Raw genomic sequence first — 25,227 nt, 5'->3', positions numbered from 1 at the left:
AGCGAGGCGAATCCTCACGCGGAGTACCGACGATGATCTATCTGATAATGGGCGTCTCGGGCAGTGGCAAGACCACCCTGGGCGAACTCCTGGCCAGCCGGCTTGGCTGTCGTTTCGACGATGCCGACACCTTTCACAGCCAGGCCAACAAGGACAAGATGGCCAAGGGTATCGCCCTCACCGACGAGGATCGCTGGCCCTGGCTGGACGCCATCCACAATGCCATGCAGCAGGCGCAGGCCGAGGGCACCACCCGGGTGTTCGCCTGCTCGGCGCTGAAAAAGATCTATCGCGACCGCCTGCTAAGCGGCCTCGAAGGGGTCCGCCTGCTGTTTCTCAAGGGCTCGCCGGAGCTCCTGGCCGAGCGCATCGGCAGTCGCCGCGGACACTTCTTCGATCCAAAGCTCCTGCAGAGCCAGCTCGATACCCTGGAGGCGCCCGATCACCTGGAAGCCCAGGTGCTGGACGTGCGCAAGTCGCCGGAACAGCTGGTGGACGAGGTGCTGGCGTCTGGCCACGGCGCCTGAGCGCTGCGGCCAGCGCCTCAGACCGCGACGGGCGCCTTGATGTGCGGGTGGGCCTGGTAGCCTTCCAGTTCGAAATCCTCGAAGCGGAAGGCGAACAGGTCGGTGACCGCCGGATTGAGCTTCATGGTCGGCAGCGGCAGCGGCTCGCGGGTCAGCTGCAGATCGGTCTGCTCCAGGTGATTGGCATAGAGATGGCAATCACCGCCGGTCCAGATGAATTCGCCCGGCTGCAATCCGGTGACCTGGGCCACCATCAGGGTCAGCAGCGCATAGCTGGCAATGTTGAAGGGCACGCCGAGGAAGATGTCGGCGGAGCGCTGATACAGCTGGCAGCTCAGGCGACCATCGGCGACATAGAACTGGAACAGCGCATGGCACGGCGGCAGCGCCATCTCGTCCACCAGGGCCGGATTCCAGGCCGAGACGATCAGGCGGCGCGAGTCGGGCTTGGCGCGGATCATGTCCACCACCCCGGCGATCTGGTCGATATGGCGACCATCGGGTGCCGGCCAGCTGCGCCACTGGTAGCCGTAGACCGGTCCCAGCTCACCGTTCTCGTCGGCCCATTCGTCCCAGATGGACACGCCATTGTCCTTCAGGTAGCGGATATTGGTCTCGCCCTGCAGGAACCACAGCAGTTCGTGGATGATGGATCTCAGATGGCATTTCTTGGTGGTGACCAGGGGAAAGCCCTCGGCCAGGTCGAATCTCATCTGGTAGCCGAAGACGCTGTAGGTCCCGGTGCCGGTGCGGTCGCTCTTGAAGGTGCCGTGTTCGCGCACGTGGCGCATCAGGTCGAGGTACTGTTTCATGGCGGGAGCGCTACCTGGCAAAAGGCAAATGGTACCAAATCGTGCCCTGTTGCAGCGGTCGCGCTTGTCGCAGGCTTGCTCATCGGACATAAAAAAGCGGCCCTGAGGCCGCCTTTTCCAGGACACCTAGCTGCTGGCTGGCGGCGCCGTGAGGGTCGCCGTTTCGCGCTCGCGCTGGGTGATCTCCGAGGCCGTGGCATCCATGGCTTCCTGCAGCCCCTGCAGGCGCTTCTTCTCGGCGCGGCGGGTGAAGTACCAGGCGAAGAAGGTGAACAGCGAGACCGCCAGCAGGATCAGGCTGGCAATGGCGTTGATCTCCGGCTTCACGCCCAGGCGCACCGCGGAGAACACCTCCATCGGCAGGGTGGTCGAGCCGGGGCCCGACACGAAGCTCGCCAGCACCAGGTCGTCCAGCGACAGGGCGAAGGACATCATGCCGCCCGCCGCCAGCGACGGCGCGATCATGGGAATGGTGATCAGCAGGAACACCTTCCACGGCCGGGCGCCCAGGTCCATGGCCGCCTCTTCGATGGACAGGTCCAGTTCGCGCAGCCGCGCCGACACCACTACCGCCACATAGGACGAGCAGAAGCTGGTGTGGGCGATCCAGATGGTGGTCACGCCGCGATCCTGCGGCCAGCCGATCAGCTGAGCCATGGAGACAAACAGCAGCAGCAATGACAGACCGGTGATCACCTCGGGCATCACCAGCGGCGCCGTGACCATGCCGCCGAAGACGGTGCGGCCGCGGAAGCGCGGGATGCGGGTCAGCACGAAGGCCGCCAGGGTTCCGAGGATCACCGAGGAGATGGCCGTGTAGAAGGCGATCTCCAGGGAGCGGAACACCGCGCTCATCAGCTGGCTGTTGTCCAGCAGCCCGACGTACCACTTCACCGACCAGCCACCCCAGACGGTCACCAGGCGCGACTCGTTGAAGGAGTAGATGACCAGGATGACCATCGGCAGGTAGATGAACAGCAGTCCGAGCACCAGCATCAGGTTGGTGAACTTGAGGCCTCTCATAGCTTGCCCTCCAGTTCCTTGGCTCGGCTCCAGATTGGAGAGCCGGTTGAACAGCACGATGGGCACAGAGCGGCTTTCTGGCTCACAGCTTGCCCTCCAGTTCCTTGGCTTGGTTTCTGTTGAACAGCACGATGGGCACGATGAGGATCAGCAGCATCACCACCGCCAGGGCGGACGCCACCGGCCAGTCACGGTTGTTGAAGAATTCCTGCCAGAGCACGCGGCCGATCATCAGGGTCTCCGGGCCACCCAGCAGCTCGGGAATGACGAACTCGCCCACCGCCGGAATGAACACCAGCATGCAGCCGGCGATGATGCCGTTCTTGGACAGCGGCACGGTGATCTTCCAGAAGCTGGTGAAGCGGCTGGCGCCCAGGTCGCCGGCGGCTTCCAGCAAGGTCAGGTCATGCTTCACCAGGTTGGCGAACAGCGGCAGGATCATGAACGGCAGATAGGAATAGACGATCCCCAGGTACACCGCGAAGTTGGTGTTGAGCATCTGCAGCGGACTGCTGATGATCCCCAGATTCATCAGGAAGCTGTTGATCAGGCCGTTGGTGGACAGCAGCCCCATCCAGGCATAGACACGGATGAGAATGGCGGTCCAGGTCGGCATCATGATCAGCAGCAGCAGGACCGTCTGCTTCTCGCGACTGGCCCGGGCGATGGCATAGGCCATGGGATAGCCGATCAGCAGGCAGATCAGGGTGCTGATGCCGGCCATCTTCAGCGAACCGAGATAGGCATCCAGATACAGCGGATCGTCGGCGAACATCAGGTAGTTGCCGAAGTTGAGCGCGATATCCAGTTGCTGGTCGGCGTAGCTGAACAGCTCGGTGTAGGGCGGGATGGCCACGTCCGCCAGCGAGAAGCTGATCTTGAGCACGATCAGGAACGGCAGCAGGAAGAACAGGAACAGCCAGACGAAGGGCACGCCGATGGTCAGGCGGCGGCCATCGAGCAGGCGCTTGAGCAAGGGAGGTCTGGTCATGCTTGCAGTACCACGCCGCTGTCGTCTTCCCAGTACACCACCACGGCGTCATCCCAGGTGGGTCGCTTGCCGAGGCGCTCGGCGTTGGCGATGAAGCACTGGACCAGATGGCCGGAGGCCAGGCGCACGTAGTACACCGAGTGACCGCCCAGGTAGGCGATGTCCTGCACGGTGCCGCTGCACCAGTTGTAGTCGGGATGCTCGTGATCCGCCGGCAGGCTGGTGCCCATCAGCAGCTTTTCGGGACGCAGGGCGAAGGTGACCTGCTTTTCCTGAGCCCGGGTACTGATGCCGTGACCGATGTAGATCGGTCGTTCCAGTTGCGGACTCTGGATGATGGCGTGGTCGGCACCGTCGTCGGTCAGCTCGCCTTCGAAGACGTTGACGCTGCCGATGAACTCGCAGACCAGCCGGCTCGCCGGGGTCTCGTAGATGTCCATCGGGCTGCCCACCTGGGCGATCCAGCCCAGGTGCATGATGGCGATGCGCTCGGCCATGGTCATGGCCTCTTCCTGGTCGTGGGTCACCATCACGCAGGTCACGCCCACGCGCTCGATGATCTCCACCAGCTCCAGCTGCATCTGCGAGCGCAGCTTCTTGTCCAGCGCGCCCATGGGCTCGTCGAGCAGCAGCAGCTTGGGTCGCTTGGCCAGGGAGCGCGCCAGGGCCACGCGCTGGCGCTGGCCACCGGAGAGCTGGTGCGGCTTGCGCTTGGCGTACTGGGTCATGTGCACCAGCTTGAGCATCTCGGCCACGCGGGCCTCGATCTCGGCCCTGGGCAGCTTGTCCTGCTTGAGGCCGAAGGCGATGTTCTGCTCCACGCTCATGTGCGGGAACAGCGCATAGGACTGGAACATCATGTTGATCGGCCGCTCGTAGGGCGGCATGTCGGTGATGTCCACACCATCGAGGAAGATGCGCCCTTCGCTCGGCCGTTCGAAACCGGCCAGCATGCGCAGCAGGGTCGACTTGCCCGAACCCGAGCCGCCGAGCAGGGCGAAGATCTCGCCCTTGTTGATGGTCAGGGAGACGTCGTCGACAGCGACGGTTTCGTCGAACTTCTTGGTGACCCGGTCGATCTTGACCAGGACTTCCTTGGCTTTCTTGTCGCCGGTGGCGGCTTTCTTGAAGGCACTGGTGGCGGTCGCCATGTACATCTCCCCAGGAAAATCGGGGACCGGCCGGGCCGGTCCGCTTAGCGTTGGTTATTTGCCGGACTTGACCCGCGTCCAGCTGCGGGTTTCCAGGCGCAGGAGTTGCGGGGGCAGCTCCTTCATGACGTACAGCTTGTCCATCACCGCCTGTGGCGGATAGACGGTCTCGTCCTGCCGCAGCTCGGCATTCATCAGCTCGCCCGCCTTGGGATTGGGGTTGGCGTAGCCGACATAGTCACTGACCTTGGCGATGACCTCGGGCTGCAGCAGATAGTTGATGAAGGCATGGGCCTCCTTCACGTTCTTGGCATCCTTGGGGATGGCCAGGAGGTCGAACCAGAGGTTCGCGCCCTCCTTGGGAATCGCGTAGCCGATGTTGACGCCCTTCTTCGCTTCCTCGGCACGCGAACGCGCCTGAAAGACATCGCCGGAATAGCCAAAGGCCACGCAGATGTTGCCGTTGGCCAGATCCGAGATGTACTTGGAGGAATGGAAATAGGTGATGTACGGCCGCACCTTGAGCAGCTGCGCCTCAGCCTTCTTGTAGTCGTCGGGGTTGGTGCTATTGGGATCGAGTCCCAGGTATTGCAGTACTGCCGGATAGACCTCATCGGGCGAATCCATGAAGGAGACGCCGCACTTGCTCAGCTTCTTGAGGTTCTCGGGTTCGAACAGGATGGCCCAGGAATCGAGCTTGTCGGTGCCCAGCGCGGCCTTGACCTTGTCGACATTGTACCCGATGCCGTTGGTGCCCCACAGGTAGGGAACGCCGTATTGGTTACCCGGATCGCTCTTTTCCAGCTGCTTGAGCAATGCCGGATCGAGATTCTGCCAGTTCGGCAGCTGGCTCTTGTCCAGTTTCTGGAAGGCGCCCGCCTTGATCTGCTTGGCCAGGAAGTTGCTCGAGGGCACCACCACGTCATAGCCGGTGTGGCCGGCCAGGAGCTTGCCTTCGAGGGTTTCGTTGGAATCGAAGACGTCATAGACCGGGGTGATGCCGGTGGCCTTCTGGAAATCCTCGAGCGTGGTCTCGCCGACGTAATCGCTCCAGTTGTAGACGCGTACCGTCGGCTCGGCGACGGCGGTTCCCATGACGGTCAGGGTGGTCATGGCCAGCAGGGTTTTACGCAACGAAAGCACGGGCGGCTCCTTTCATGGTGGGCATCGGCGACGACACCCTTTCAGCGGTCCATACAGACGTACGGCACGCCGGAGTGACTCCGGCGTGCCGTCCTGTCAGCCGCACGCGGCGGCAGAACTCACTTGCCGGACTTGATGGTGGTCCAGGTACGAGTCATCAGACGCTGGGTCTTGGCCGGAAGATCCGGGAAGGCGTACAGCTTGGCCATGGTTTCCTGGGTCGGATAGATCCCCGGGTTGGTGCGGATCTCTTCGGCCACCAGCGGGGTCGCCGCCTTGTTGCCGTTGGGATACTGCACGTAGTCGCTGACCGCCGCGATCACCTTGGGCTCCATGATGTAGTTGATGAACTTGAGCGCCCCCTCGGGGTTCTCGGCATCCTTGGGAATGGCCATGGTGTCGAAGAAGGTGCCAGCGCCTTCCTTGGGAATGTTGTAGGCCACGGTCACGCCGTTCTTGGCGTCGGCCGCGCGGGCCTTGGCCTGGGCGATGTCGCCGGAATAGCCGACCGCCACGCAGACGTTGCCGTTGGCCAGGTCCGAGATGTACTTGGAGCTGTGGAAATAGGTGATGTAGGGACGCACCTTGAGGAACAGGTCCTCGGCCGCCTTGATCTCCTTGGGATCCTGGCTATCCGGCTTGTAGCCGAGGTAGTGCAGACCGGCGGGAATGATCTCGGTGGGCGAATCCAGCACAGCCACGCCACAGCCCTTGAGCTTGGAGAGGTTCTCGGGCTTGAAGATCAAGTCCCAGGAATCCACCGGGGCATTGTCGCCCAGGGCAGCCTTGACCTTGGCCGGGTTGTAGCCGATGCCGATGGTGCCCCACAGGTAGGGGATGGCGTACTGGTTGCCCGGATCGCTGACTTCCAGGGTCTTCATCAGCTGCGGGTCCAGGTTGCTGTAGTTGGGCAACTTGGACTTGTCCAGCGGCTGGTAGACGCCGGCCTTGATCTGCTTGGCCAGGAAGGAGTTGGACGGCACCACCACGTCGTAGCCGGAACGGCCGGCCAGCAGCTTGGCCTCGAGGGTCTCGTTGCTGTCGTAAACGTCATAGACCACCTTGATCCCCGACTCCTTCTCGAAGTTGGCGATGGTGTCTTCGGCAATGTAGTCGTTCCAGTTGTAGACGTGCAGGACCTTGGGGTCCGCCGAGGCGTTACCGGCAAAGAGGCCGGCCAGGCTCAGCGCTAGAAGAGTCTTGCCAAAAACATTCATGCGGTGGTGCTCCTCAAGTCATCGTTGGTCTTTTGATTCGGTGCGCGGCCAGCGCCCGCGCGCAGTCTGGCAAGGTCCGCCGCCGCGCTCAAGCCTTGCCGGCCATTAGCCACGCTGGCGCAGCAGCTCATGGGTCTGATCGAGACTCAGGCGCGCCAGGGTAACCAGCTCGTCGATGGACTCGGGCGTGATCACCAGCGGCGGCGCGATGATCATGGTATCGCCCACCGCGCGCATCACCAGGCCATTGCGGAAGCAGTGCTCGCGACAGAGCATGCCCGCCCCACCCTCGTACCGCGACCGCGTCTTCTTGTCGCGCACCAGCTCCAGCGCCGCCACCATGCCGACGCCACGGGTCTCGCCCACCAGCGGGTGGTCGGCCAGCTCCGCCCAGCGTTTCTGCAAATAGGGTGCCGTGGTGCTGCGAACCCGGTCGACGATGCCTTCGTCGCGCAGGATGCGGATGTTTTCCAGGGCCACGGCGGCCGCTACCGGATGCCCGGAATAGGTGAAGCCGTGATAGAACTCGCCGCCCTCGTCGAGCACCCTGACCACCTCGTCGCGCACCACCACGCCGCCCATGGGCACGTAGCCGGAGGTGAGCCCCTTGGCGATGGGCATGAGGTCCGGAGCGTTGCCGTAGTACTGGCTGCCGAACCATTCGCCGGTACGGCCGAAGCCGCAGATGACCTCGTCGGCGATGAAGAGGATGTCGTACTTGGCGAGGATCTGGCGCACCCGCGGCCAGTAGCTTTCCGGCGGCACGATCACCCCGCCGGCGCCCTGGATGGGCTCGGCGATAAAGGCGGCGACGCGCTCTTCCCCGACCTCGAGGATCTTCCGCTCCAGCTGATCGGCCGCCCAGATGCCGAATTCCTCGGGACTCATCTCGCCGCCTTCGCCGAACCAGTAGGGCTGCGGGATGTGCACGATGTCGGGCAGCAGGCCGCCCTGCTCGTGCATCGCCGCCATGCCACCCAGGCTGGCCCCGGCCAGGGTCGAGCCGTGGTAACCGTTCCAGCGCCCGATGACCACGCGCTTCTCCGGCTGGCCCTTGGTCGCCCAGTAATGGCGCACCAGGCGCAGCACGGTGTCGTTGGCCTCCGAACCGGAACCGGTGAAGAACACGTGGTTCATGCCCTCCGGCGCCAGCTCGGCGATGGCCTTGGCCAGCTCCAGCGCCGGCGGGTGGGCGGTCTGGAAGAACAGGTTGTAGTAGGGCAGTTCGCGCATCTGGCGGCTGGCCGCCTCGACCAGCTCTTCCCGGCCGTAGCCGACGTTGACGCACCAGAGTCCGGCCATGCCGTCGAGGATGCGCTGACCCTCGCTGTCCCAGAGGTGCACGCCCTCGGCGCGAGTGATGATGCGCGCGCCCTTTTCGTTGAGCTGGCGATAGTCGGTGAAGGGCGCCAGCAGATGCCGGCGACTCAGGTCCTGCCAATGGGCGGTGGTAAAGGTGTTCACGAAGCCTCTCCTCGGATCGCGGTCAGACGCTGAGCAGCAGGAATTCCCGCTCCCAGGAACTGATCACGCGCTTGTAGTTCTCGTGTTCGGCGCGCTTCACCGCGACATAGCCGCGGGTGAAGCGACTCCCCAGATAGCGTTCCAGGGTGGCCGACTGCTCCATGCGCTCCAGGGCGGCTTCCAGGGTCAGCGGCAGGCGCAGGTTGCGACGTTCGTAGCCACGCCCCTGCACCGGCGCGCTGGGCGAGACGTTCTCGATCATGCCCAGATAGCCGCACAGCAGGCTGGCCGCCAGGGCCAGGTAGGGGTTGGCATCGGCGCCCGCCAGGCGATTCTCCACCCGGCGATTCTGCGGATCGGAATCCGGCACCCGCAGGCCCACGGTACGGTTCTCCTCGCCCCACTCCACGTTGACCGGCGCCGAGGTGTCGGGCAGGAAGCGGCGGAAGGAATTCACGTTTGGGGCAAACAGCGGCAGCGCCTCGGGAATGTACTTCTGCAGACCACCTATGTGGTGCAGGAAGAGTTCGCTCATGCTGCCATCGGGGTTGGAAAACACCGTCTTGCCGGTCTTGAGATCCACCACGCTCTGGTGCAGGTGCATGGCACTGCCGGGCTCGCCGGTCATGGGCTTGGCCATGAAGGTGGCGGTGACGTTGTGCTTGAGCGCCGCCTCGCGCAGGGTGCGCTTGAAGACGAAGATCTGGTCGGCCAGGTGCAGCGGATCGCCATGGCGGAAGTTGATCTCCATCTGTGCGGTGCCTTCCTCGTGGATCAGGGTATCCAGATCCAGTTCCTGGGCCTCGCACCAGTCGTACATGTCTTCGAACAGCGGATCGAATTCGTTGGCGGCATCGATGGAAAAGGACTGGCGCCCGGTTTCCTGGCGCCCGGAGCGGCCTACCGGCGGCTGCAGCGGATAGTCGGGGTCGTCGCTGCGCTTGGTCAGGTAGAACTCCATTTCCGGTGCGACGATGGGTTGCCAGCCATGCTCGGCATAGAGCTTGAGCACCTTCTTGAGCAGGTTGCGCGGCGACAGCTCGATGGGGATGCCGCGCTTGTCGTAGGTGTCGTGGATCACCAGGGCGGTGGGCTCCAGTGCCCAGGGCACCAGGAACACCGCGCGATCGTCCGGGCGACAGTGCATGTCGATGTCGGCCGGGTCGAGCAGTTCGTAGTAGATGTCGTCGTCGACATAGTCCCCGGTCACGCTCTGCAGGAGCACGCTCTCCGGCAGGCGCATGCCCTTTTCGTTGAGAAACTTGGCAGTGGGGGAAATCTTGCCGCGGGCGATGCCGGTCAGATCGGCGACCAGGCATTCCACTTCGGTGATCTTGCGTTCTTTCAACCAGGCGGTGAGCCGGTCAAGCGGGGTGCTCATAAAGACCTCGAAGGTTCGAGCGGGGTGAACAGCATCAGCGCTCGGCAGCGCGCGCCTTGCAGGCCTTGCCGAACGCCTTGAACAAGGCGAGATAGACCGGGTGACTGCGCACCTTCCATTCCGGGTGCCACTGCACGCCACAGGCGAAGGCGCGGGCCTCTCGGACCGAGACGGCCTCGATCAGGCCATCGGGGGCCAGCGCCTCGGCGCGCAATCCCGGTGCCAGGCGATCGATGCCCTGGCCATGGATGGAATTCACCTCGAAGCGCGCCGGCAGGCCGAGGGCCTCGAACAGGCCACCCGGCCGGACCTCGACGGGATGGTGCAGGCCATAGTGTTCCTCCAGGGTCTCGCCGCGTTCGCGGTGGTCCATCAGGGAATCGACCTCGTGCACCTTCTGGTGCAGGCTGCCGCCAAAGGCCACGTTCATTTCCTGGAAGCCGCGGCAGATGCCCAGCACCGGCACGCCTGCCGCCACGGCGGCACGCAACAGCGGCAGGGTCACGGCATCACGGGCCGCATCGTGCAGGGTGCCGGGCTCGCTGGGCGCGCCCTGGTAGTGATGGGGCTCGACATTGGAGGGCGAACCGGTGAACAACAGACCGTCCAGCCGCTCGAGCAGGGCGTCGGTGGCGATGAGGTCGGCCAGGGCCGGGATCACCAGCGGCATGCCCTCGGCCCCCTCCACCACCGCGCGCAGATACTTGTCGCCAGCGATGTAAAAGGGATGCAGGCCTAGTTGCCTGGTACAGGCTGTGACACCTATGAGGGGCAGCGCGGACATGGGGCACCGGGTTGAACAGGAATCATCCGAGCCTAGTCTTGTTCGTTATTTTTCACAACCACCGGCAAAAAGTTTCGAGATTCTGCACAGAAGCGGCTAAACAGAGGCGTTTCAGCCCGACTAAATGCGCCAAAAACAGGCGCCTGCGCACCACCTCCGAGCAGGGTTGCCTCCAGTTGACTTTGGTCCGCCTTTCGGATTGACTCCAGGGTGGTAACTCCGCTGATTGATATTTTTAACAGGGGCGCTGACAAAGCGTCGGAGCGCAGGCGAGACCGTACTCTCAGGTCGCTGTCGGATCGACAGCGGGCACTCGTGCCCTCACTGCGGTTGGCCCACTGGGCAAACAGGCGCATCAGGCGCTAACCGTTTTGTCGAGCGCAGCCAAAAGCAAAGGTGTTTCATCATGTCGGTACCCCCGCGTGCCGTTCGTTTGGATGAAGCGACCGACTTCCTCAGGGAGCACCCTGAGGTCCAGTTCGTCGATCTTCTGATTGCGGATATGAATGGCGTGGTGCGTGGCAAACGCATCGAGCGCAACAATCTGCCCAAAGTCTTCGAGAAAGGAATCAACCTCCCCGCTTCGCTCTTCGCCCTCGACATCACCGGCTCCACCGTCGAAAGCACCGGTCTCGGCCTCGACATCGGCGACGCCGACCGCGTCTGCTTCCCCATCACCGACACCCTCTCCATGGAGCCCTGGCAGAAGCGCCCCACCGCGCAGCTGCTGATGACCATGCACGAGATGGAAGGCGAGCCCTTCTTCGCCGACCCCCGCGAAGTGCTGCGCCAGGTCGTCCAGCGTTTCGACGAGCTCGGCCTCACGGTCTGCGCCGCCTTCGAGCTGGAGTTCTATCTGATCGATCAGGAGAACATCAACGGCCGCCCGCAACCGCCGCGTTCACCCATTTCCGGCAAGCGCCCCCAGTCGGTCCAGGTCTACTCCATGGACGATCTGGACGAATACGCGGACTGCCTGCAGGACATCATCGACGGCGCCCGCGCCCAGGGCATTCCGGCCGACGCCATCGTCGCCGAATCAGCTCCGGCGCAATTCGAGGTCAACCTCAACCACGTCGCCGATCCGATCAAGGCCTGCGACTACGCCGTGCTGCTCAAGCGCCTGATCAAGAACGTCGCCTATGACCATGAGATGGACACCACCTTCATGGCCAAGCCCTATCCGGGCCAGGCGGGCAATGGCCTGCACGTGCATATTTCCCTGCTGGACAAGGAAGGCCGCAACATCTTTGCCGGCGAGGATCCCGAGCAGAACGCCGCATTGCGTCATGCCATCGGCGGTGTGCTCGAGACCCTACCCGCCTGCATGGCCTTTCTCTGCCCCAACGTGAACAGCTATCGCCGCTTCGGCTCGCAGTTCTTCGTGCCCAATGCGCCGAGTTGGGGCCTGGACAACCGCACCACCGCCCTGCGCGTCCCCACCGGCACGCCGGAGGCGCACCGCATCGAGCATCGGGTGGCCGGCGCCGACGCCAACCCCTACCTGCTGCTGGCCGGCGTCCTGGCCGGTGTGCACCATGGCCTGACCCGGCAGATCGAGCCCGGTCCGGTCACCGAGGGCAACTCCTACGAGCAGCACGAGCAGAGCCTGCCGAACAACCTGCGCGATGCCCTGCGCTACTTGGACGACAGCTCGGTGATGGCGGAGTACATCGATCCGAAGTACATCGACATCTTCGTCGCCTGCAAGGAACACGAGTTGGAGGAGTTCGAGCACTCCATCTCCGACCTCGAGTACAACTGGTACCTGCACACCGTGTAAGCGCCAGCCTGCCGACCGGTCCCGCACCGGTCGGCAGCTGTTCTGCATGACCTCTGGCGCCCTGCGCGTGTTCGCGCCCGCGGCGCCCTTTCGATCCTTTCCCTTATCAGCCCACGACGACTCTGGACGGAGAGCCTCGCCATGACCACCCTCACCACGCCGCGTGCCGACGGCTTCCACATGCCGGCCGAATGGGCCGACCAGCGCCAGATCTGGATGGTCTGGCCCGAGCGCCCGGACAACTGGCGCCTGGGCGGCAAACCCGCGCAGGCCGCCTTCACTGCCGTCGCCCAGGCCATCGCCCGTTTCGAGCCGGTCACCGTCGGCGCCTCGGCGCAGCAATACGAGAATGCTCGCGCCCGCCTGCAGCACCCGCATATCCGCGTGGTGGAAATCAGCAATGACGACGCCTGGTGCCGCGACACCGGCCCGACCTTCGTCAGCGATGGCCAGGGCGGCGTGCGCGGTGTGGACTGGAGCTTCAACGCCTGGGGTGGCCTGGATGGCGGCCTCTATTTCCCCTGGCAGCGCGATGACCAGGTGGCGGGCAAGATCCTGGCGGTCGAGAACCTACCGGGCTACCGCACCCCGGACTTCGTCCTCGAAGGCGGCTCCATCCATGTCGATGGCGAAGGCACCCTGATCACCACCGAGGAATGCCTGCTCAACGCCAATCGCAATCCGCACCTGGATCGCGAGACGATCGAGCGCTACCTGAGCGACTACCTGGCGGTGGACAAGGTCATCTGGCTGCCCCACGGTCTCTACAACGACGAGACCAACGGCCACGTGGACAACTTCTGCTGCTACGTGCGCCCGGGCGAGGTGCTGCTGAGCTGGTGCGACGACCAGGCCGATCCCAACTACAGCCGCTGCCGCGAGGCCCTGGCCGTGCTGGAACGCGAAACCGATGCCCGCGGCCGCACCTTCAAGGTGCATCGGATCGTTACTCCGGGCCCGCTGTTCGCCAGCGATGAGGAATGCCGTGACGTGGATGCCTGCCTTGGCACTCAGCCACGCCGGGCCGGCGAGCGGCTGGCCGCGTCCTACGTCAACTTCCTGATCGTCAACGGAGGCATCATCGCCCCGACCTTTGGCGTCCCCGAGGATGCCGAGGCCCTTCGCACCCTGCAGGCCTGCTTCCCGGAGCACGAGGTGGTGCAGGTTCCCGGCCGCGAGATCCTGCTCGGCGGTGGCAACATCCACTGCATCACCCAGCAGCAGCCGACCGGTCGCTGATTTCCGGCGGAAACGAAAAAGCCCGTCTCGCGACGGGCTTTTTCTTGACCTGAGCGCGGCTTAGAGCAGCGGCAGGGTGTAGCTGACGATCAGACGGTTTTCGTCAACGTCACGCTGGCCCGGTACACCGGCTTGAGAAACGGCCGGCAGGTCGGAACGCAGCATGGCGTTACGCCAGGTGAAGCCCAGACCTTTCAGCTGGCCTTCTGGGATGACGTAGCTGACGGTCAGGTCGCGTTCCCATTCCATGGCGTCGCCAGTACGGGTACGGATGTTGTCACCGCGCTGATAGATGACGCCAGCGGTCAGACCCTTGACGCCCAGCTGAGCGAAGTCATAAGAGTAGCGAGCCTGCCAGGTGTCTTCGCCGGAACGGGTGAAGTTGTTGATCTGAATATCGGTGATGGCATAGGTCGAAGCACCACCGTTCTCGTTCAGGTAGGGGAAGGCGCTGTTGCCGTTGCTGCCCTGATAACCCAGACCAAAGGTGTGGCCGTAGATCGAGTAGGTGAACAGGCCGCTGTAGAGGCGGTTGTCGATCTCGCCAGTGGTACGGGTACCACCGTAGTAGCCGCTGGACACGTAGAGGCCGGTGCTGTCGGCCTTGCGGTTTTCGCCCTGGCTGTTGCTATCGAAATAGCGCAAGTCGGTCTTGAAGGTACCGTCGCCCAGCTTGACGCTGTGCACCAGACCCAGGAAGTGCTGGTTGTAGAAGTCTTCCAGCTGACCGAAGTAGTACTGCAGGGTCAGGTCTTTGGTGACCTTGTAGTCGGCACCGACGAAGCGGAAATGATCGCTGTTGCGACGCAGGGCGGCATTCGCGGCACCGTTGGAACCGGCGATGGACAGATCGTCTTCGTCGGTGGAGTTACGGTTCTTGGCACGCTCGAGCTGGCCGGCGGTCAGGGTCACGTTCTTAATGTCCTTGGACGTGACTTGAGCACCTTGGAAGGTCTGCGGCAGCAGGCGACCGTCGTTGGAGACCACGACCGGCAGCTTCGGCATCAGGGTGCCGTAGCGGAACTCGGTTTCGGAGATCTTCATCTTGGCAGTAGCGCCGACATTGGAGAACTCGTCAACGGCGCTGTTATCGGTATCACGCGGGAACATGGTGCCGTTCTGCACGCTGCCACCGCTGGCGCCGTTGGCCTTGCCACCGCTGTCCAGACGCAGACCCAGCATGCCGATTGCATCAACACCGAAACCGACGGTGCCCTGGGTGAAGCCGGACTGATAGTTAAGCAGGAACCCCTGACCCCAATCCATCACGCGGGAAGGATTGGCAGTACCGTTGCGGTTGTCTGTGTTGATGTAGAAGTTACGCAGACTGAGGGTGGCTTTGCTGTCTTCGACGAAGCCGGCAGCGTGGGCAGCGGCGATGACGGACAGGTTCAGACAGGCCGCGGAGACCGCGACCACCAGTGGCTTCTTGACCATGTGTGCTCCAGGGGTGAATCGTTGTTATGCGGCCACCAGAGGTGTCAGCGCCTGCTGGTGGTATGCCCGACGGGCCGTGCGGAAGGGAAAGCTAGAGGGCTTTTGTTTCAATTTGGAGAATTATCCCGGGCCTGGTCGACTTTTAAGTTGCGACCTCCAGCACAGGGTCCCTGCCACCGTCTTCCACGTTGCGAAAGCTAATTGCAAAAAAGCATTTCGTCTAGCGATACCTGGTTGAAAACCCGCCCTGTGGTCTTCCGCTCTGACTGTTCGGTCATGACCCGAGGGAACCTGCGCTGCCCACCCCCTGGGAAAGGTTTGCCTTTTGCTGGGAAACCAGCCCTCCCAACCCAGCGCCGTGACGCTCTAGAGCGGGCGTTTCGAGGAATATTCGGCAACCTTCCAGCCAGCTACTTTTGCCCCGCGAGCCCTGAATTCAAATGAATTTCCGTTCTTCTTCAAGGACTTGTAATTTTTTGCGACTGACCTGCCAGCCGATTTCCGCAGCAGTCGAGCGCTTTCGTTGCCAACTGGGCGCCACCTGCCTTGCAACAAAAGTCTTTCCAATCGGCGCGGTGACCCTTTTCAGGCTGCAGGCCAGGCGATGGCGGCACACTGAAGCGAAAGATCGGCGAATGAAGGAGACGATGGCGTGAACTTTGGAGAGGCCGGGCAGCCGCCCGGCTGGTAGGACAGCGGGGACGCGACGCGCGCAGCCGGCTGAATCGGCGGCCAGGCCATCCGGGATGTCGCCGGGCCGCCTGGCAGAGGGACTTCAGCCCTGGACGATCTGATCCTTGCCCTGGCGCTTGGCCCGGTACATGGCTTCGTCAGCCCGGACATAAAGGGTGTCGAGGGACTCATCGCCCTCGCGCAGGACGGTGACGCCCTGACTGATGGTGACCTTCAGCGGCCCCTCGGCAGTGGGCACCGCCAGTTGCCGCACGGCCCGTTGCAGGCGTCCGCCGATCTGCAGTGCCAGGTCGCTGTCGCAACCCGGCAGCAGCAGGGCGAATTCCTCGCCCCCGATACGGCCGAACAGATCGCCCCGGCGCGTGGTCTGAGCACCGCATTCGGCAACACGCTGTAACACTTGATCACCCATCTGGTGACCGAAGCGGTCGTTGATCTTCTTGAAGTCGTCGATATCGAGCAGCAGGAAGGCCAGGGGCTCGCCTTCGTTCTGGGCGAATTCGAAGGCGCGCTGGGCGCTCTCGAAGAAATGCCTGCGGTTGCTGCTGCGCGTCAGCACATCGGTGGTGGCGAGCCGCTGCAGCTCTTCCTCCATGCGTTTCTTGTCGGTGATGTCTTCGGCGATGCCCACCACCAGCAGCGGCATGCCGGCTTCGCTGCGCTGGCTGACAAAGCACTTGTCGCTGAGCCAGCGAATCTCGCCGTCGGCGCGGATGATGCGGTACTCGCGCGACTCCACGGCGCCCTGCTCGATCACCTGTTCCAGGGTGCGCTGAGCGTATTCCAGGTCGTCGGGATAGATGTTGTTGAGCCAGGTGCTGTAGTCGCTCAGTACCAGCGACTGGGATCGACCAAAGATCTGTGCGTAGGCGGGGCTGACATAGATGATCTGGCGGTTGCGCCAGTCCAGCGCCCAGAGTACGGCGTTGACGCTTTCGAGCAGGGCGCTGAAGAGCTGCTCACGATCACGCAGGCGATCTGCCTCGGCCCGCGAGTGCAGGAGAGCCAGAAGATTCTCTTCCGGGGTGGGAAGAGCAGACAGTGGGGGTTGTTCATCCATATACAAATGCGCCTACGCGGGGTCCTGAGGGAGTTAGAGACAGCTGAAACCAGCCTGGTTCAATCCCCGCATAGGGCAGCCCACCGCTTCGGTGGGCTTTTGTGAAGCCTTTCTCAGGCGGTTCCGGCCGGCCGCAGGGAATAGGTTTTCAGCTGTTCGGCGAATTCGCGCAGGGACTGGATACCACTGGCTTCGGCCTCGCCGATCCACTGCCGGGTCGCGGCCAGCATGTCATGGCCATTGGCACTCGTCCGGGCCCAGATCTGCTGCAGCGCCAGGCGCTTTTCGTAGATCAGCTTCAGCGCCTGGCTGTGTTCGAGCAGCTCGTCGATGCGCACCTGATGGCGGGCCTTGAGCAGGCTGGTCTCGCGGGCCAGCAGCCCCCTGGCACGGCGGAACAGCGGACGTTGGGAGGGCGTGGCGCTGACCCGCTCCTGCCGCAGCAGCGGGCCGATCACCTGCTTGCGATACTGGGCCATGATCTGGAAGCGGTTGTTGAGGATGGCCATGGCGGTGTCCATGTCCAGCTGCCCCTTGCCTTCGATGCGATGGGCGATGGGGGCGACGCGATTGACCTTGGCCAGGCGCAGCCAGGTGAACAGCTTGATCCAGGCCCAGCCCATGTCGAATTCCCAGCGCTTGACCGACAGCTTGGCCGAGTTGGGATAGGTGTGGTGATTGTTGTGCAGCTCTTCGCCACCGATCACGATGCCCCAGGGGATGAGGTTGGTGGCGGCGTCGCGGCATTCGAAGTTGCGATAGCCCACGGCATGGCCGAGGCCATTGACCACGCCCGCAGCCCAGAAGGGAATCCAGACCATCTGCACCGCCCATACGGTGAGACCCAGGGCGCCGAACAGGGCGATGTCGATCATCAGCATCAGCACCACGCCCATATTGCGGGTGCGCGGATTGGAATAGAGCTTGCGCTCGATCCAGTCGTCCGGACAGTTCTTGCCATAGATGCGCAGGGTATCGGCGTTGTTGGCCTCGGCCTTGTACAGCTCGGCGCCGCGGCGGACCACGGTGGCCAGGCCCTTGTGCACCGGACTGTGCGGGTCCTCTTCGGTTTCGCACTTGGCGTGGTGCTTGCGGTGGATGGCGGTCCACTCGCGGGTGTTCATTGCCGTGGTCAGCCACAGCCAGAAGCGGAAGGCGTGCTTGAGCGCGGGATGCAGCTCCAGCGAGCGGTGGGCGGAGTAGCGATGCAGGTAGACGGTGACACTGACAATGGTCAGGTGGGTCAGCAGCAGGGTGACCACCACCAGTTGCCAGACCGACAGGTCGAGCAGGCCGTTGTAGCTCATGGACGCAGAGGACCTCGCGCGAGTTGTGTAGTGCAACTGTCACGGAAAGTTCAGTGAACAGGCGTTCGCGCATTATTGCCGGGGCGGGCGATAAATCCAGCCCTCCCTTTTGCTACACAACGTGTCCTTCACAGACTGCTAATTCTAAAAGTGAATAAACAAAGCATTATTAGCAATTTTAAGAAATAAAGATCCGCATCCTAAGATGGCCCACCTCTTCGCCCATCTCTGCCTCCGAGGACGCCATCCCATGAGCTCCGTTCCGTTCCGCAGCCTGGAAAACCAGGACGAAACCGCACTGCTCCGCGATATCCAGCAGGCTTTGCGCGGACTCAGGTTCGGCGCCATCGAGATCACCGTGCACAACGGGCAGGTGGTACAGATCGAGCGCAAGGAAAAATTCCGGCCCCAGAGCGGCCACACCAACAAGCACTGAGTTCTCGAGGTCAGCGGACGAGCGGGCAAGGTGCCCGCCAGACGGTGTCCGGCATTCTCACGTCAAGGAGCCTTTTCATGTCGATTCGCCGTTTCGCCCTGGCCGCGCTGGCCGGTGCCCTGTTCGCCACCCAGGTCCACGCCGTTGAATTGCTCAACGTGTCCTACGATCCGACCCGCGAGCTCTACCAGCAGTACAACGCCGCCTTCGCCAAGCACTGGAAGGCCGAGACCGGCGAAGACGTGACCATCAAGAATTCCCATGGCGGCTCCGGCAAGCAGGCGCGCTCGGTGATCGATGGCCTGCAGGCGGATGTGGTGACCCTGGCGCTATCCGGCGATATCGACGCCCTCAACCTGCGCCAGCAGCTGGTCGACCCCAACTGGCAGAAGCGGCTGGCGGACAACAGCACCCCCTACACCTCGACCATCGTCTTCCTGGTACGCAAGGGCAATCCCAAGGGCATCAAGGACTGGGACGACCTGGTGAAGAAGGACGTCCAGGTCATCACCCCCAATCCCAAGACCTCCGGCGGCGCCCGCTGGAACTTCCTCGCCGCCTGGGCCTATGCCAAGGCCAAGTACGGCAGCGATGCCGAGGCGCTCAAGTTCGTCACCGAGCTCTATCGCCACGCCCCGGTGCTGGATACCGGCGCACGCGGCGCCACCATCAGCTTCGTGCAGCGTCAGCTGGGCGACGTGCTGATCGCCTGGGAGAACGAAGCCTATCTGTCGCTCAAGGAAGAAGGCGGCGACCAGTTGGAGATCGTCACCCCGTCGCTGTCGATCCTGGCCGAGCCCCCGGTGGCGGTGGTGGACAAGGTGGTCGACAAGAAGGGTACCCGCAAGCATGCCGAGGCCTATTTGCAGTATCTCTACAGCCCCGAGGGCCAGCGCATCGCCGCGCAGAACTTCTATCGTCCCCGCGACGCCAAGGTGGCGGCGGAATTCAAGGATCAGTTCAAGCCGGTCAAGCTGGTGACCATCGACCAGGAATTCGGCGGCTGGAAAGAGGCGCAGCCCAAGTACTTCGCCGACGGCGGGGTGTTCGACAAGATCTTCGCCGACATCAACAAATAGCGCCCCGGCCGGGACGGCTCACGCTGACCGGCCCGGAACAGGTATCGTTCCACCCCTCTGCGCCCTGGCGAATGCATCGCCGGGGCGCCTTGCAGAAGGACGTCTCATGTCTCGCCGTCTCTCCCCGGTCATACCCGGCTTCGGGTTGACCCTGGGATTTTCCCTGACCTACCTCGCGCTGATCGTGCTGATCCCGCTGGGCGCCATGTTCCTCCACGCCAGCCAGCTGACCCTCGGGCAGTTCTGGTCGCTGATCACCGGGCGCCAGGTGCTGGCCGCCTTGCAGCTGTCCTTTGGCACGGCCCTGCTCGCCGCCTTCGTCAATGGCATCCTCGGCACCCTGCTGGCCTGGGTGCTGGTGCGCTACGAGTTTCCCGGGCGCAAGTTGATCGATGCCATGGTCGATCTGCCCTTCGCCCTGCCCACCGCGGTGGCCGGCATCGCCCTGACGGCCCTCTATGCGCCCAACGGCCTGATCGGTTCGCTGTTTCCCTTCAAGATCGCCTATACCCCGATCGGCATCACCCTGGCGCTGATCTTCGTCACCCTGCCCTTCGTGGTGCGCACCCTGCAGCCTGTGCTGGCGGACATCCCCAAGGAGATCGAGGAAGCCGCCACCTGCCTGGGCGCCCGCCCCTGGCAGGTGTTCCGCTACGTGCTGGTGCCGACCCTGCTGCCGGCCTGGCTGACCGGCTTCGCCCTGGCCTTCGCCCGCGGCGTGGGCGAGTACGGTTCGGTGGTGTTCATCGCCGGCAACATCCCGTTCAAGACCGAGATCCTGCCGCTGCTCATCGTCTCCAAGCTGGACCAGTACGACTACACCGGCGCCACCGGCATCGGCGTGTTCATGCTGCTGGTGTCCTTTGTCATGCTGCTGCTGATCAACATCCTGCAGCGCCGCATCCAGCCCAACATCTAAGGACGCCCGCATGAGCCTCATGACTTCCACCAAGGCCGATGCGCGCGCCAACAAGCAGCGCACCCCGGTGGCCATCGCGCTGATCGCCAGCGCCTGGCTGATCTTCCTGCTGGTCCTGGTGCTGCCGCTGTACATGGTGCTGAGCCAGGGCCTGGCCAACGGCATCGGGGCCTTCTGGGACGCCATCAGCGAACCGGATGCGCTCTCCGCGCTCAAGCTGACGCTGTTCGCCACCGCCATCTCGGTGCCCCTCAACCTGGCCTTCGGACTGGCCGCGGCCTGGTGCGTCACCAAGTTCGAATTCACCGGCAAGAGCCTGCTGATCACCCTGATCGACCTGCCCTTCTCGGTCTCGCCGGTGATCGCCGGTCTCATCTATGTGCTGCTGTTCGGCGCCCAGGGGCTGCTGGGCCCCTATCTGCAGAGCGTCGATGTGCAGATCGTCTTTGCCGTGCCGGGCATCGTGCTGGCGACCATCTTCGTCACCTTTCCCTATGTGGCCCGCGAACTGATCCCGCTGATGCAGGAACAGGGCACCCAGGAGGAAGAGGCGGCGCGCCTGCTGGGCGCCAGTGGCTGGCAGCTGTTCTGGCACGTGACCCTGCCCAACGTGAAATGGGCGTTGATCTATGGCGTGGTGCTCTGTACCGCCCGAGCCATGGGCGAGTTCGGCGCGGTCTCGGTGGTCTCCGGCCATATCCGCGGCCTGACCAACACCCTGCCGCTGCACATCGAGATTCTCTACAACGAATACAACATCGTCGCCGCCTTCAGCGTGGCGATCCTGCTGCTGATGATGGCCCTGGTGATCCTGCTGCTGCGGCAGTGGAGCGAGAGTCGCCTGAGCCGCCAACTGCAGCACCGTGAGGAGGAATAAGGCGCCATGAGTATCGAGATCCAGGGCATCAACAAGAGGTTTGGCGCCTTCCAGGCGCTCAAGGACATCAACCTGCACATCGAGAGTGGCGAGCTGGTCGCCCTGCTCGGCCCCTCGGGCTGCGGCAAGACCACCCTGCTGCGCATCATCGCCGGCCTGGAAGCGCCGGACACCGGCAACATCGGCTTCCATGGCGAAGACGTCTCCGGGCGTGACGTGCGCGATCGCAACGTCGGCTTCGTCTTCCAGCACTATGCGCTGTTCCGCCACATGACGGTGTTCGACAACGTGGCCTTCGGCCTGCGCATGAAGCCGCGCCGCGAGCGGCCGAGCGAGGCGCAGATCGCCAGCAAGGTGCATGAACTGCTGAACATGGTGCAGCTCGACTGGCTGGCCGATCGCTATCCCGAGCAACTTTCCGGCGGTCAGCGCCAGCGCATCGCCCTGGCCCGCGCCCTGGCGGTGGAGCCCAAGATCCTGCTGCTCGACGAACCCTTCGGCGCCCTGGATGCCAAGGTGCGCAAGGAGCTGCGGCGCTGGCTGGCACGGCTGCACGAGGAGATCCACCTGACCTCCGTGTTCGTCACCCACGACCAGGAAGAAGCCATGGAGGTGGCCGACCGCATCGTGGTGATGAACAAGGGCCAGATCGAGCAGGTCGGCTCGCCCGGCGAGGTCTACGAGCAGCCGGCGAGCGACTTCGTCTATCACTTCCTCGGCGACTCCAACCGCCTGGCCCTGGGCGAGCAGGAGGTGCTGTTCCGTCCGCACGAGGTGGAGCTGGAGCGTGAGCCGCGACCGGGTTACCACGCCGCCGAAGTGCGCGACATCCGGCCGCTGGGCGCCACCACCCGGGTCACCCTGCGGGTGCCGGAGCAGAGCGAGGTGATCGAGGTGGAGCTGGTCAAGGACCACCCGGTGCTGGCCGGGCTGCAACGGGGTGCGCCGCTGCATTTCCTGCCGCGTACGCCCTGACCCGCCGCAGGCGGCTAAGACGAAAGTCGTAGCCGCCGGGACCAGACAGCGGTTGCAACCTCCGGAAAGCCGGCTCCATGATCGACGAAGCTGACAGCCGTCACACTTCGTCCTCGATCGAGCAAAATTACAAGGAGGTCGCATGCCCAGGCGCTGGCCCGTCGTGTTGTCGCTTCACCTGGCCAGCCTCGTGGCGGCCTTGCTGCTCTGGCAGGGGCTGGCGCTATCCACCGTTGCTGGCATGGGGCTGGTCCTGATGGCCGCCCTCTGGCCCTGGTTGCTGCTGCGCAAGCCCGAGGCACCACCCGCTTCCACCCAGTCTTTCGATGAACTGACCGGCGATCTCTCGCGCAGCACGGCGCGCAACGCCGTGGCCATCGCCGGCGTGGCCTTTGCCGCCCAGCAGCTGGCGGCTCGGGTCCAGTCCCAGGCCAGCACGGCCGCGCAGATTTCCAGCAGCGCCTCAGCCCTCACCCAGACCGAGCACGACAGCGCCGCCAGCGCCCGCCAGGCCCTGGTGGTGGCGCAGCAGGTGCACCAGCGCAGCGAGGCCGGTCAGGACGCCCTGAGTACGGCGATCGCCGCTATCCGTGCCCTAAGCGAGCACGCCCGCCAGAGCCGCGAACTCATCGCCGGCCTGAGTGCCCGCACCGACAAGATCCAGCAGGTCACCGAGGTCATCCAGGGCATCGCCAGCCAGACCAACCTGCTGGCGCTCAATGCCGCCATCGAGGCTGCCCGGGCCGGCGAGCACGGGCGCGGTTTCGCCGTGGTCGCCGACGAGGTCCGGGGCCTGGCGGCGCGGACCTCCAGCGCGACCGGCGAGGTGGGGCTGATCGTTGCCGACATCAGCCAGCAGACCGACGCCGTGGTGGCGCAGATCCAGCAACTGGCCCAGGCGCTGGAAGACGGCGTGCGCCAGGTCGAACGTACCGGCGAAGGCCTGCAGGAGATCGCCGAGCTGGCGCAGACCGCCGAGCGCCAGGCCGCGGACATCGCCCAGGGCACCTCGGCCAATCTCGCCCAGCTGGAAAGCCTGGCCCAGGCGGTGGAGCAGGTGCACAGCGATCTGGCCGACAGCGAGCGCCAGACCAGCCGGCTCAGCAGCGCCGCCGACGAACTGGTGGACATGGCCGAAGCCAGCAGCGAACGTCTGGCCGAGGTCGGCCTGGACAGCTATCACCAGCGCATCTTCGAACTGGCGCGCCAGGGCGCGGATGCCATCGGCCGGCGCTTCGAGGAAGACCTGGCCGCCGGGCGCATCACCCAGGACGCCCTCTTCGACCGCCAGTACCAGCCGGTGCCCGGCAGTCAGCCGGCCAAGTACCGCACCCGTTTCGACAGCTATACCGATGGCGTGCTACCGGCGATCCAGGAGCCGCTGCTGGATCAGCATCCCGGCCTGGTCTTCGCCATCGCCTGTACCCCGGAAGGCTATGTGCCCACCCACAACCGCGCCTTCGCCCATGCGCCCACCGGCGACGTGGCGGTGGATACCGCGCGCAGTCGCAGCAAGCGCCTGTTCAGCGACCGCACCGGCAAGCGCTGCGGCAGCCATCAGCGCCGCCTGCTGTTGCAGACCTACATGAGAGACACCGGCGAGGTGATGCACGACCTTTCGGTGCCGATCCTGGTGAATGGCCGCCACTGGGGTGGACTGCGCCTGGGCTATCGCCCCGATACCGCGCGCTAGCCTAGCTTGAGCTGGGTGACGGCCAGCTGCCAGACCGCCGCCTCCAGCCCCAGCATGCGCCCGGCCTTGTGCTCCAGCAGGGCTTCGAGGGACTCGCCCGGGGCAGGATTCGCCGCCTGCGCCGCCAGGTGCAGGATCAGCGACGGCTTGGGTAACACGCCGTGCAGGCTGTGCACCGCGGCCACCAGCTCGCGCAACTCCAGCGGCAGTCGCCAGTGCCGCTGCAATTCCGCGGAGAATTCCAGGCTGTAGCTCAGCAGCGCGCGCTCCAGCGCGGCTTCGTCGATGGCCCCACCGCCGTCGCACCAGCGCTGCACACCCTGCAGCACGGCCAGCTCACCCAGGCGGTGCAGCAGGCCGGCCGTATAGCAGCGTTCGGCGTCTTCGCGCACATAGCGCAGCGCCAGCAGCCGCGCGCAATCGGCGGCGCGCTGGGCGAGGTGCAGATAGCCCTCGGCGCGTCCGGCCAGCAGCGGCTCGGCCAGGCGGGTCGCCCGCCGCAGACTCAGGCCCAGGACCAGATTGAGGGTGAAGCCGACGCCCAGCCTCGGCAGGGCCTGGCCGAGGGTCTGGCAGGACTGGCCGACGCGCTGGGAGGCGCTGTTGGCCGCGGCGATCAGGGTCGCCGTGACCAGCGGATCCTGACCGAATTCGGTTTCCAGTTCGCCCAGGCTGCAGCTCTCGCTCTCGCGGCAGCGCTGGATGATGGCGGGCAAGTCGGCGAACAGCGGCACGGCGTCGATTTCGGCGGCCATACGCTGCAGATGATCGTCCAGGGAGCCCAGGGCCGCGGCACTGGCTGCCTGAGAGGCGTCTCCGGCCGGCGGCAACAGACTGTGCAGGCGGCGCAACACCTCTTCCGCCGCATAGGGTTTGACCAGATAGGCCGTTGGTGCCAGGCGCAGGGCGGCGCGCACATAGGCGGCATCGGAATGGTCGGACAGCAGGATCACCGGCTGCAGCGGCTGGGCGCCGCGCTGGCGGATGCGGCGCAGCAGGTCGAGGCCGTCGCAATCGGCCGGTCGCTCGACGATGATCAGGGCGCATCTCTTGCGCTGATCCAGTTCGGCGAGGGCCTGATAGCCATGGCCGTATTCATGCACCAGGGCATCGGCACGTACGGCCAGCACCAGCGACTTGAGCAGGTCACGGGTCCAGGGATTGGCGTCTACGATGAGTATCAGGGGCGGCATCCCAACCCACTCCTGCTTGAGGAAAGCGAAGCGGCGGATGATG

The 25,227-nt window shown here is 64.3% G+C and carries 22 protein-coding genes; 9 read left to right on the top strand and 13 right to left on the bottom strand.

From position 1 onward, the window contains the following. Nucleotides 1–32 precede the first annotated feature (32 nt). Complete coding sequence (locus POR01S_RS16225) at nucleotides 33–527, top strand: gluconokinase (protein WP_027600867.1); 495 nt, start codon at nucleotides 33–35, stop codon at nucleotides 525–527. A gap of 17 nt (nucleotides 528–544) precedes the next feature. Here POR01S_RS16225 and POR01S_RS16220 read toward each other — a convergent pair whose 3' ends face one another. The 9 genes from POR01S_RS16220 to POR01S_RS16180 form a co-directional block, all read right to left on the bottom strand. Further along, a complete protein-coding gene (locus POR01S_RS16220) occupies nucleotides 545–1,339 on the bottom strand; it encodes a thymidylate synthase (protein WP_027600165.1) in 795 nt (264 codons plus the stop codon). Nucleotides 1,340–1,465: 126 nt separating this feature from the next. Beyond that, entirely contained in the window at nucleotides 1,466–2,362 is an 897-nt protein-coding gene (locus POR01S_RS16215) for an ABC transporter permease subunit (protein WP_027600164.1), read from the bottom strand. Between the two features lie 82 nt (nucleotides 2,363–2,444). Next, entirely contained in the window at nucleotides 2,445–3,353 is a 909-nt protein-coding gene (locus POR01S_RS16210) for an ABC transporter permease subunit (RefSeq protein WP_037006730.1), read from the bottom strand. Further along, the gene (gene potA, locus POR01S_RS16205; protein WP_042137065.1) at nucleotides 3,350–4,504 is read right to left on the bottom strand and encodes a polyamine ABC transporter ATP-binding protein; all 1,155 of its coding nucleotides are present in this window, start codon (nucleotides 4,502–4,504) and stop codon (nucleotides 3,350–3,352) included. Before potA ends, POR01S_RS16210 begins: the two co-directional genes overlap by 4 nt. Nucleotides 4,505–4,558: 54 nt before the next feature. Continuing rightward, the gene (locus tag POR01S_RS16200; protein WP_169853377.1) at nucleotides 4,559–5,617 is read right to left on the bottom strand and encodes a polyamine ABC transporter substrate-binding protein; all 1,059 of its coding nucleotides are present in this window, start codon (nucleotides 5,615–5,617) and stop codon (nucleotides 4,559–4,561) included. Between the two features lie 149 nt (nucleotides 5,618–5,766). Beyond that, nucleotides 5,767–6,864: a polyamine ABC transporter substrate-binding protein gene (locus tag POR01S_RS16195; protein WP_007160773.1), complete on the bottom strand. Its 1,098-nt coding sequence runs from the start codon at nucleotides 6,862–6,864 to the stop codon at nucleotides 5,767–5,769. Nucleotides 6,865–6,969: 105 nt separating this feature from the next. Then, complete coding sequence (locus tag POR01S_RS16190; RefSeq protein ID WP_027600869.1) at nucleotides 6,970–8,328, bottom strand: aspartate aminotransferase family protein; 1,359 nt, start codon at nucleotides 8,326–8,328, stop codon at nucleotides 6,970–6,972. Nucleotides 8,329–8,350: 22 nt separating this feature from the next. Further along, nucleotides 8,351–9,709 carry a glutamine synthetase family protein gene (locus tag POR01S_RS16185; protein WP_027600160.1) on the bottom strand — a complete coding sequence of 453 codons (1,359 nt, stop codon included), beginning with the start codon at nucleotides 9,707–9,709 and terminating at the stop codon, nucleotides 8,351–8,353. 34 nt (nucleotides 9,710–9,743) lie between these two features. After that, the gene (locus POR01S_RS16180) at nucleotides 9,744–10,493 is read right to left on the bottom strand and encodes a gamma-glutamyl-gamma-aminobutyrate hydrolase family protein (RefSeq protein ID WP_042137062.1); all 750 of its coding nucleotides are present in this window, start codon (nucleotides 10,491–10,493) and stop codon (nucleotides 9,744–9,746) included. A 406-nt stretch (nucleotides 10,494–10,899) separates the two neighbouring features. On the opposite strand from POR01S_RS16180, the gene POR01S_RS16175 reads away from it, so the two are divergent. Then, nucleotides 10,900–12,276, top strand: coding sequence for a glutamine synthetase family protein (locus POR01S_RS16175; RefSeq protein ID WP_007160769.1), 1,377 nt, complete (start codon nucleotides 10,900–10,902; stop codon nucleotides 12,274–12,276). Between the two features lie 141 nt (nucleotides 12,277–12,417). Further along, nucleotides 12,418–13,515: an agmatine deiminase gene (aguA, locus tag POR01S_RS16170; RefSeq protein ID WP_042137059.1), complete on the top strand. Its 1,098-nt coding sequence runs from the start codon at nucleotides 12,418–12,420 to the stop codon at nucleotides 13,513–13,515. Between the two features lie 60 nt (nucleotides 13,516–13,575). Here the strand turns inward: aguA and POR01S_RS16165 are convergent, their stop codons facing one another. The 3 genes from POR01S_RS16165 to desA all read right to left on the bottom strand — a co-directional run bounded on the left by POR01S_RS16165 (nucleotide 13,576) and on the right by desA (nucleotide 18,012). After that, nucleotides 13,576–14,952: an OprD family porin gene (locus POR01S_RS16165; protein WP_027600872.1), complete on the bottom strand. Its 1,377-nt coding sequence runs from the start codon at nucleotides 14,950–14,952 to the stop codon at nucleotides 13,576–13,578. A 775-nt stretch (nucleotides 14,953–15,727) separates the two neighbouring features. After that, nucleotides 15,728–16,705 (bottom strand): GGDEF domain-containing protein, encoded by a 978-nt coding sequence (locus POR01S_RS16160; RefSeq protein ID WP_027600156.1) that lies wholly within the window; start codon nucleotides 16,703–16,705, stop codon nucleotides 15,728–15,730. 113 nt (nucleotides 16,706–16,818) lie between these two features. Next, nucleotides 16,819–18,012: a delta-9 fatty acid desaturase DesA gene (gene desA, locus POR01S_RS16155; RefSeq protein ID WP_042137057.1), complete on the bottom strand. Its 1,194-nt coding sequence runs from the start codon at nucleotides 18,010–18,012 to the stop codon at nucleotides 16,819–16,821. Nucleotides 18,013–18,262: 250 nt separating this feature from the next. Between desA and oscA the strand changes: the two genes are divergently transcribed. The 6 genes from oscA to POR01S_RS16125 all read left to right on the top strand — a co-directional run bounded on the left by oscA (nucleotide 18,263) and on the right by POR01S_RS16125 (nucleotide 23,991). Next, complete coding sequence (gene oscA / locus POR01S_RS16150) at nucleotides 18,263–18,448, top strand: sulfur starvation response protein OscA (protein WP_027600154.1); 186 nt, start codon at nucleotides 18,263–18,265, stop codon at nucleotides 18,446–18,448. Nucleotides 18,449–18,525: 77 nt separating this feature from the next. After that, nucleotides 18,526–19,527, top strand: coding sequence for a sulfate ABC transporter substrate-binding protein (locus POR01S_RS16145; RefSeq protein ID WP_042137055.1), 1,002 nt, complete (start codon nucleotides 18,526–18,528; stop codon nucleotides 19,525–19,527). A gap of 106 nt (nucleotides 19,528–19,633) precedes the next feature. Next, a complete protein-coding gene (cysT, locus tag POR01S_RS16140; RefSeq protein ID WP_027600152.1) occupies nucleotides 19,634–20,446 on the top strand; it encodes a sulfate ABC transporter permease subunit CysT in 813 nt (270 codons plus the stop codon). Between the two features lie 19 nt (nucleotides 20,447–20,465). Continuing rightward, nucleotides 20,466–21,323: a sulfate ABC transporter permease subunit CysW gene (gene cysW, locus POR01S_RS16135; RefSeq protein WP_420893622.1), complete on the top strand. Its 858-nt coding sequence runs from the start codon at nucleotides 20,466–20,468 to the stop codon at nucleotides 21,321–21,323. A gap of 6 nt (nucleotides 21,324–21,329) precedes the next feature. After that, nucleotides 21,330–22,298 carry a sulfate/molybdate ABC transporter ATP-binding protein gene (locus tag POR01S_RS16130; RefSeq protein ID WP_027600150.1) on the top strand — a complete coding sequence of 323 codons (969 nt, stop codon included), beginning with the start codon at nucleotides 21,330–21,332 and terminating at the stop codon, nucleotides 22,296–22,298. A 142-nt stretch (nucleotides 22,299–22,440) separates the two neighbouring features. Then, nucleotides 22,441–23,991: a methyl-accepting chemotaxis protein gene (locus POR01S_RS16125; RefSeq protein WP_042137052.1), complete on the top strand. Its 1,551-nt coding sequence runs from the start codon at nucleotides 22,441–22,443 to the stop codon at nucleotides 23,989–23,991. Here POR01S_RS16125 and POR01S_RS16120 read toward each other — a convergent pair. Beyond that, on the bottom strand, nucleotides 23,988–25,184 hold the full coding sequence (locus tag POR01S_RS16120) for an HDOD domain-containing protein (RefSeq protein ID WP_042137050.1): 1,197 nt from the start codon (nucleotides 25,182–25,184) through the stop codon (nucleotides 23,988–23,990). The genes POR01S_RS16125 and POR01S_RS16120 overlap by 4 nt on opposite strands. Between the last annotated feature and the right edge of the window lie 43 nt (nucleotides 25,185–25,227).

The sequence above is a fragment of the Pseudomonas oryzihabitans NBRC 102199 genome, assembly GCF_000730625.1.
GTDB classification, from domain to species: Bacteria; Pseudomonadota; Gammaproteobacteria; order Pseudomonadales; family Pseudomonadaceae; genus Chryseomonas; species Chryseomonas oryzihabitans.
Note: the sequence above shows the minus strand (reverse complement) of the source record. Positions and strands in the feature narration are given on the sequence as shown.

Excerpts from the sequence above, each read along its gene's own strand:
- cysT (WP_027600152.1), top strand. The coding sequence starts at position 19,634 with ATGTCTCGCCGTCTCTCCCCGGTCATACCCGGCTTCGGGTTGACCCTG.
- cysW (WP_420893622.1), top strand. The coding sequence starts at position 20,466 with ATGACTTCCACCAAGGCCGATGCGCGCGCCAACAAGCAGCGCACCCCG.
- POR01S_RS16160 (WP_027600156.1), bottom strand. The coding sequence starts at position 16,705 with ATGGATGAACAACCCCCACTGTCTGCTCTTCCCACCCCGGAAGAGAAT.
- aguA (WP_042137059.1), top strand. The coding sequence starts at position 12,418 with ATGACCACCCTCACCACGCCGCGTGCCGACGGCTTCCACATGCCGGCC.
- POR01S_RS16195 (WP_007160773.1), bottom strand. The coding sequence starts at position 6,864 with ATGAATGTTTTTGGCAAGACTCTTCTAGCGCTGAGCCTGGCCGGCCTC.
- POR01S_RS16120 (WP_042137050.1), bottom strand. The coding sequence starts at position 25,184 with ATGCCGCCCCTGATACTCATCGTAGACGCCAATCCCTGGACCCGTGAC.
- POR01S_RS16225 (WP_027600867.1), top strand. The coding sequence starts at position 33 with ATGATCTATCTGATAATGGGCGTCTCGGGCAGTGGCAAGACCACCCTG.
- POR01S_RS16130 (WP_027600150.1), top strand. The coding sequence starts at position 21,330 with ATGAGTATCGAGATCCAGGGCATCAACAAGAGGTTTGGCGCCTTCCAG.
- POR01S_RS16210 (WP_037006730.1), bottom strand. The coding sequence starts at position 3,353 with ATGACCAGACCTCCCTTGCTCAAGCGCCTGCTCGATGGCCGCCGCCTG.
- POR01S_RS16125 (WP_042137052.1), top strand. The coding sequence starts at position 22,441 with ATGCCCAGGCGCTGGCCCGTCGTGTTGTCGCTTCACCTGGCCAGCCTC.
- POR01S_RS16165 (WP_027600872.1), bottom strand. The coding sequence starts at position 14,952 with ATGGTCAAGAAGCCACTGGTGGTCGCGGTCTCCGCGGCCTGTCTGAAC.
- POR01S_RS16215 (WP_027600164.1), bottom strand. The coding sequence starts at position 2,362 with ATGAGAGGCCTCAAGTTCACCAACCTGATGCTGGTGCTCGGACTGCTG.
- POR01S_RS16145 (WP_042137055.1), top strand. The coding sequence starts at position 18,526 with ATGTCGATTCGCCGTTTCGCCCTGGCCGCGCTGGCCGGTGCCCTGTTC.
- POR01S_RS16175 (WP_007160769.1), top strand. The coding sequence starts at position 10,900 with ATGTCGGTACCCCCGCGTGCCGTTCGTTTGGATGAAGCGACCGACTTC.
- POR01S_RS16220 (WP_027600165.1), bottom strand. The coding sequence starts at position 1,339 with ATGAAACAGTACCTCGACCTGATGCGCCACGTGCGCGAACACGGCACC.
- POR01S_RS16180 (WP_042137062.1), bottom strand. The coding sequence starts at position 10,493 with ATGTCCGCGCTGCCCCTCATAGGTGTCACAGCCTGTACCAGGCAACTA.
- POR01S_RS16185 (WP_027600160.1), bottom strand. The coding sequence starts at position 9,709 with ATGAGCACCCCGCTTGACCGGCTCACCGCCTGGTTGAAAGAACGCAAG.
- potA (WP_042137065.1), bottom strand. The coding sequence starts at position 4,504 with ATGGCGACCGCCACCAGTGCCTTCAAGAAAGCCGCCACCGGCGACAAG.
- POR01S_RS16200 (WP_169853377.1), bottom strand. The coding sequence starts at position 5,617 with ATGACCACCCTGACCGTCATGGGAACCGCCGTCGCCGAGCCGACGGTA.
- desA (WP_042137057.1), bottom strand. The coding sequence starts at position 18,012 with ATGAGCTACAACGGCCTGCTCGACCTGTCGGTCTGGCAACTGGTGGTG.
- oscA (WP_027600154.1), top strand. The coding sequence starts at position 18,263 with ATGAGCTCCGTTCCGTTCCGCAGCCTGGAAAACCAGGACGAAACCGCA.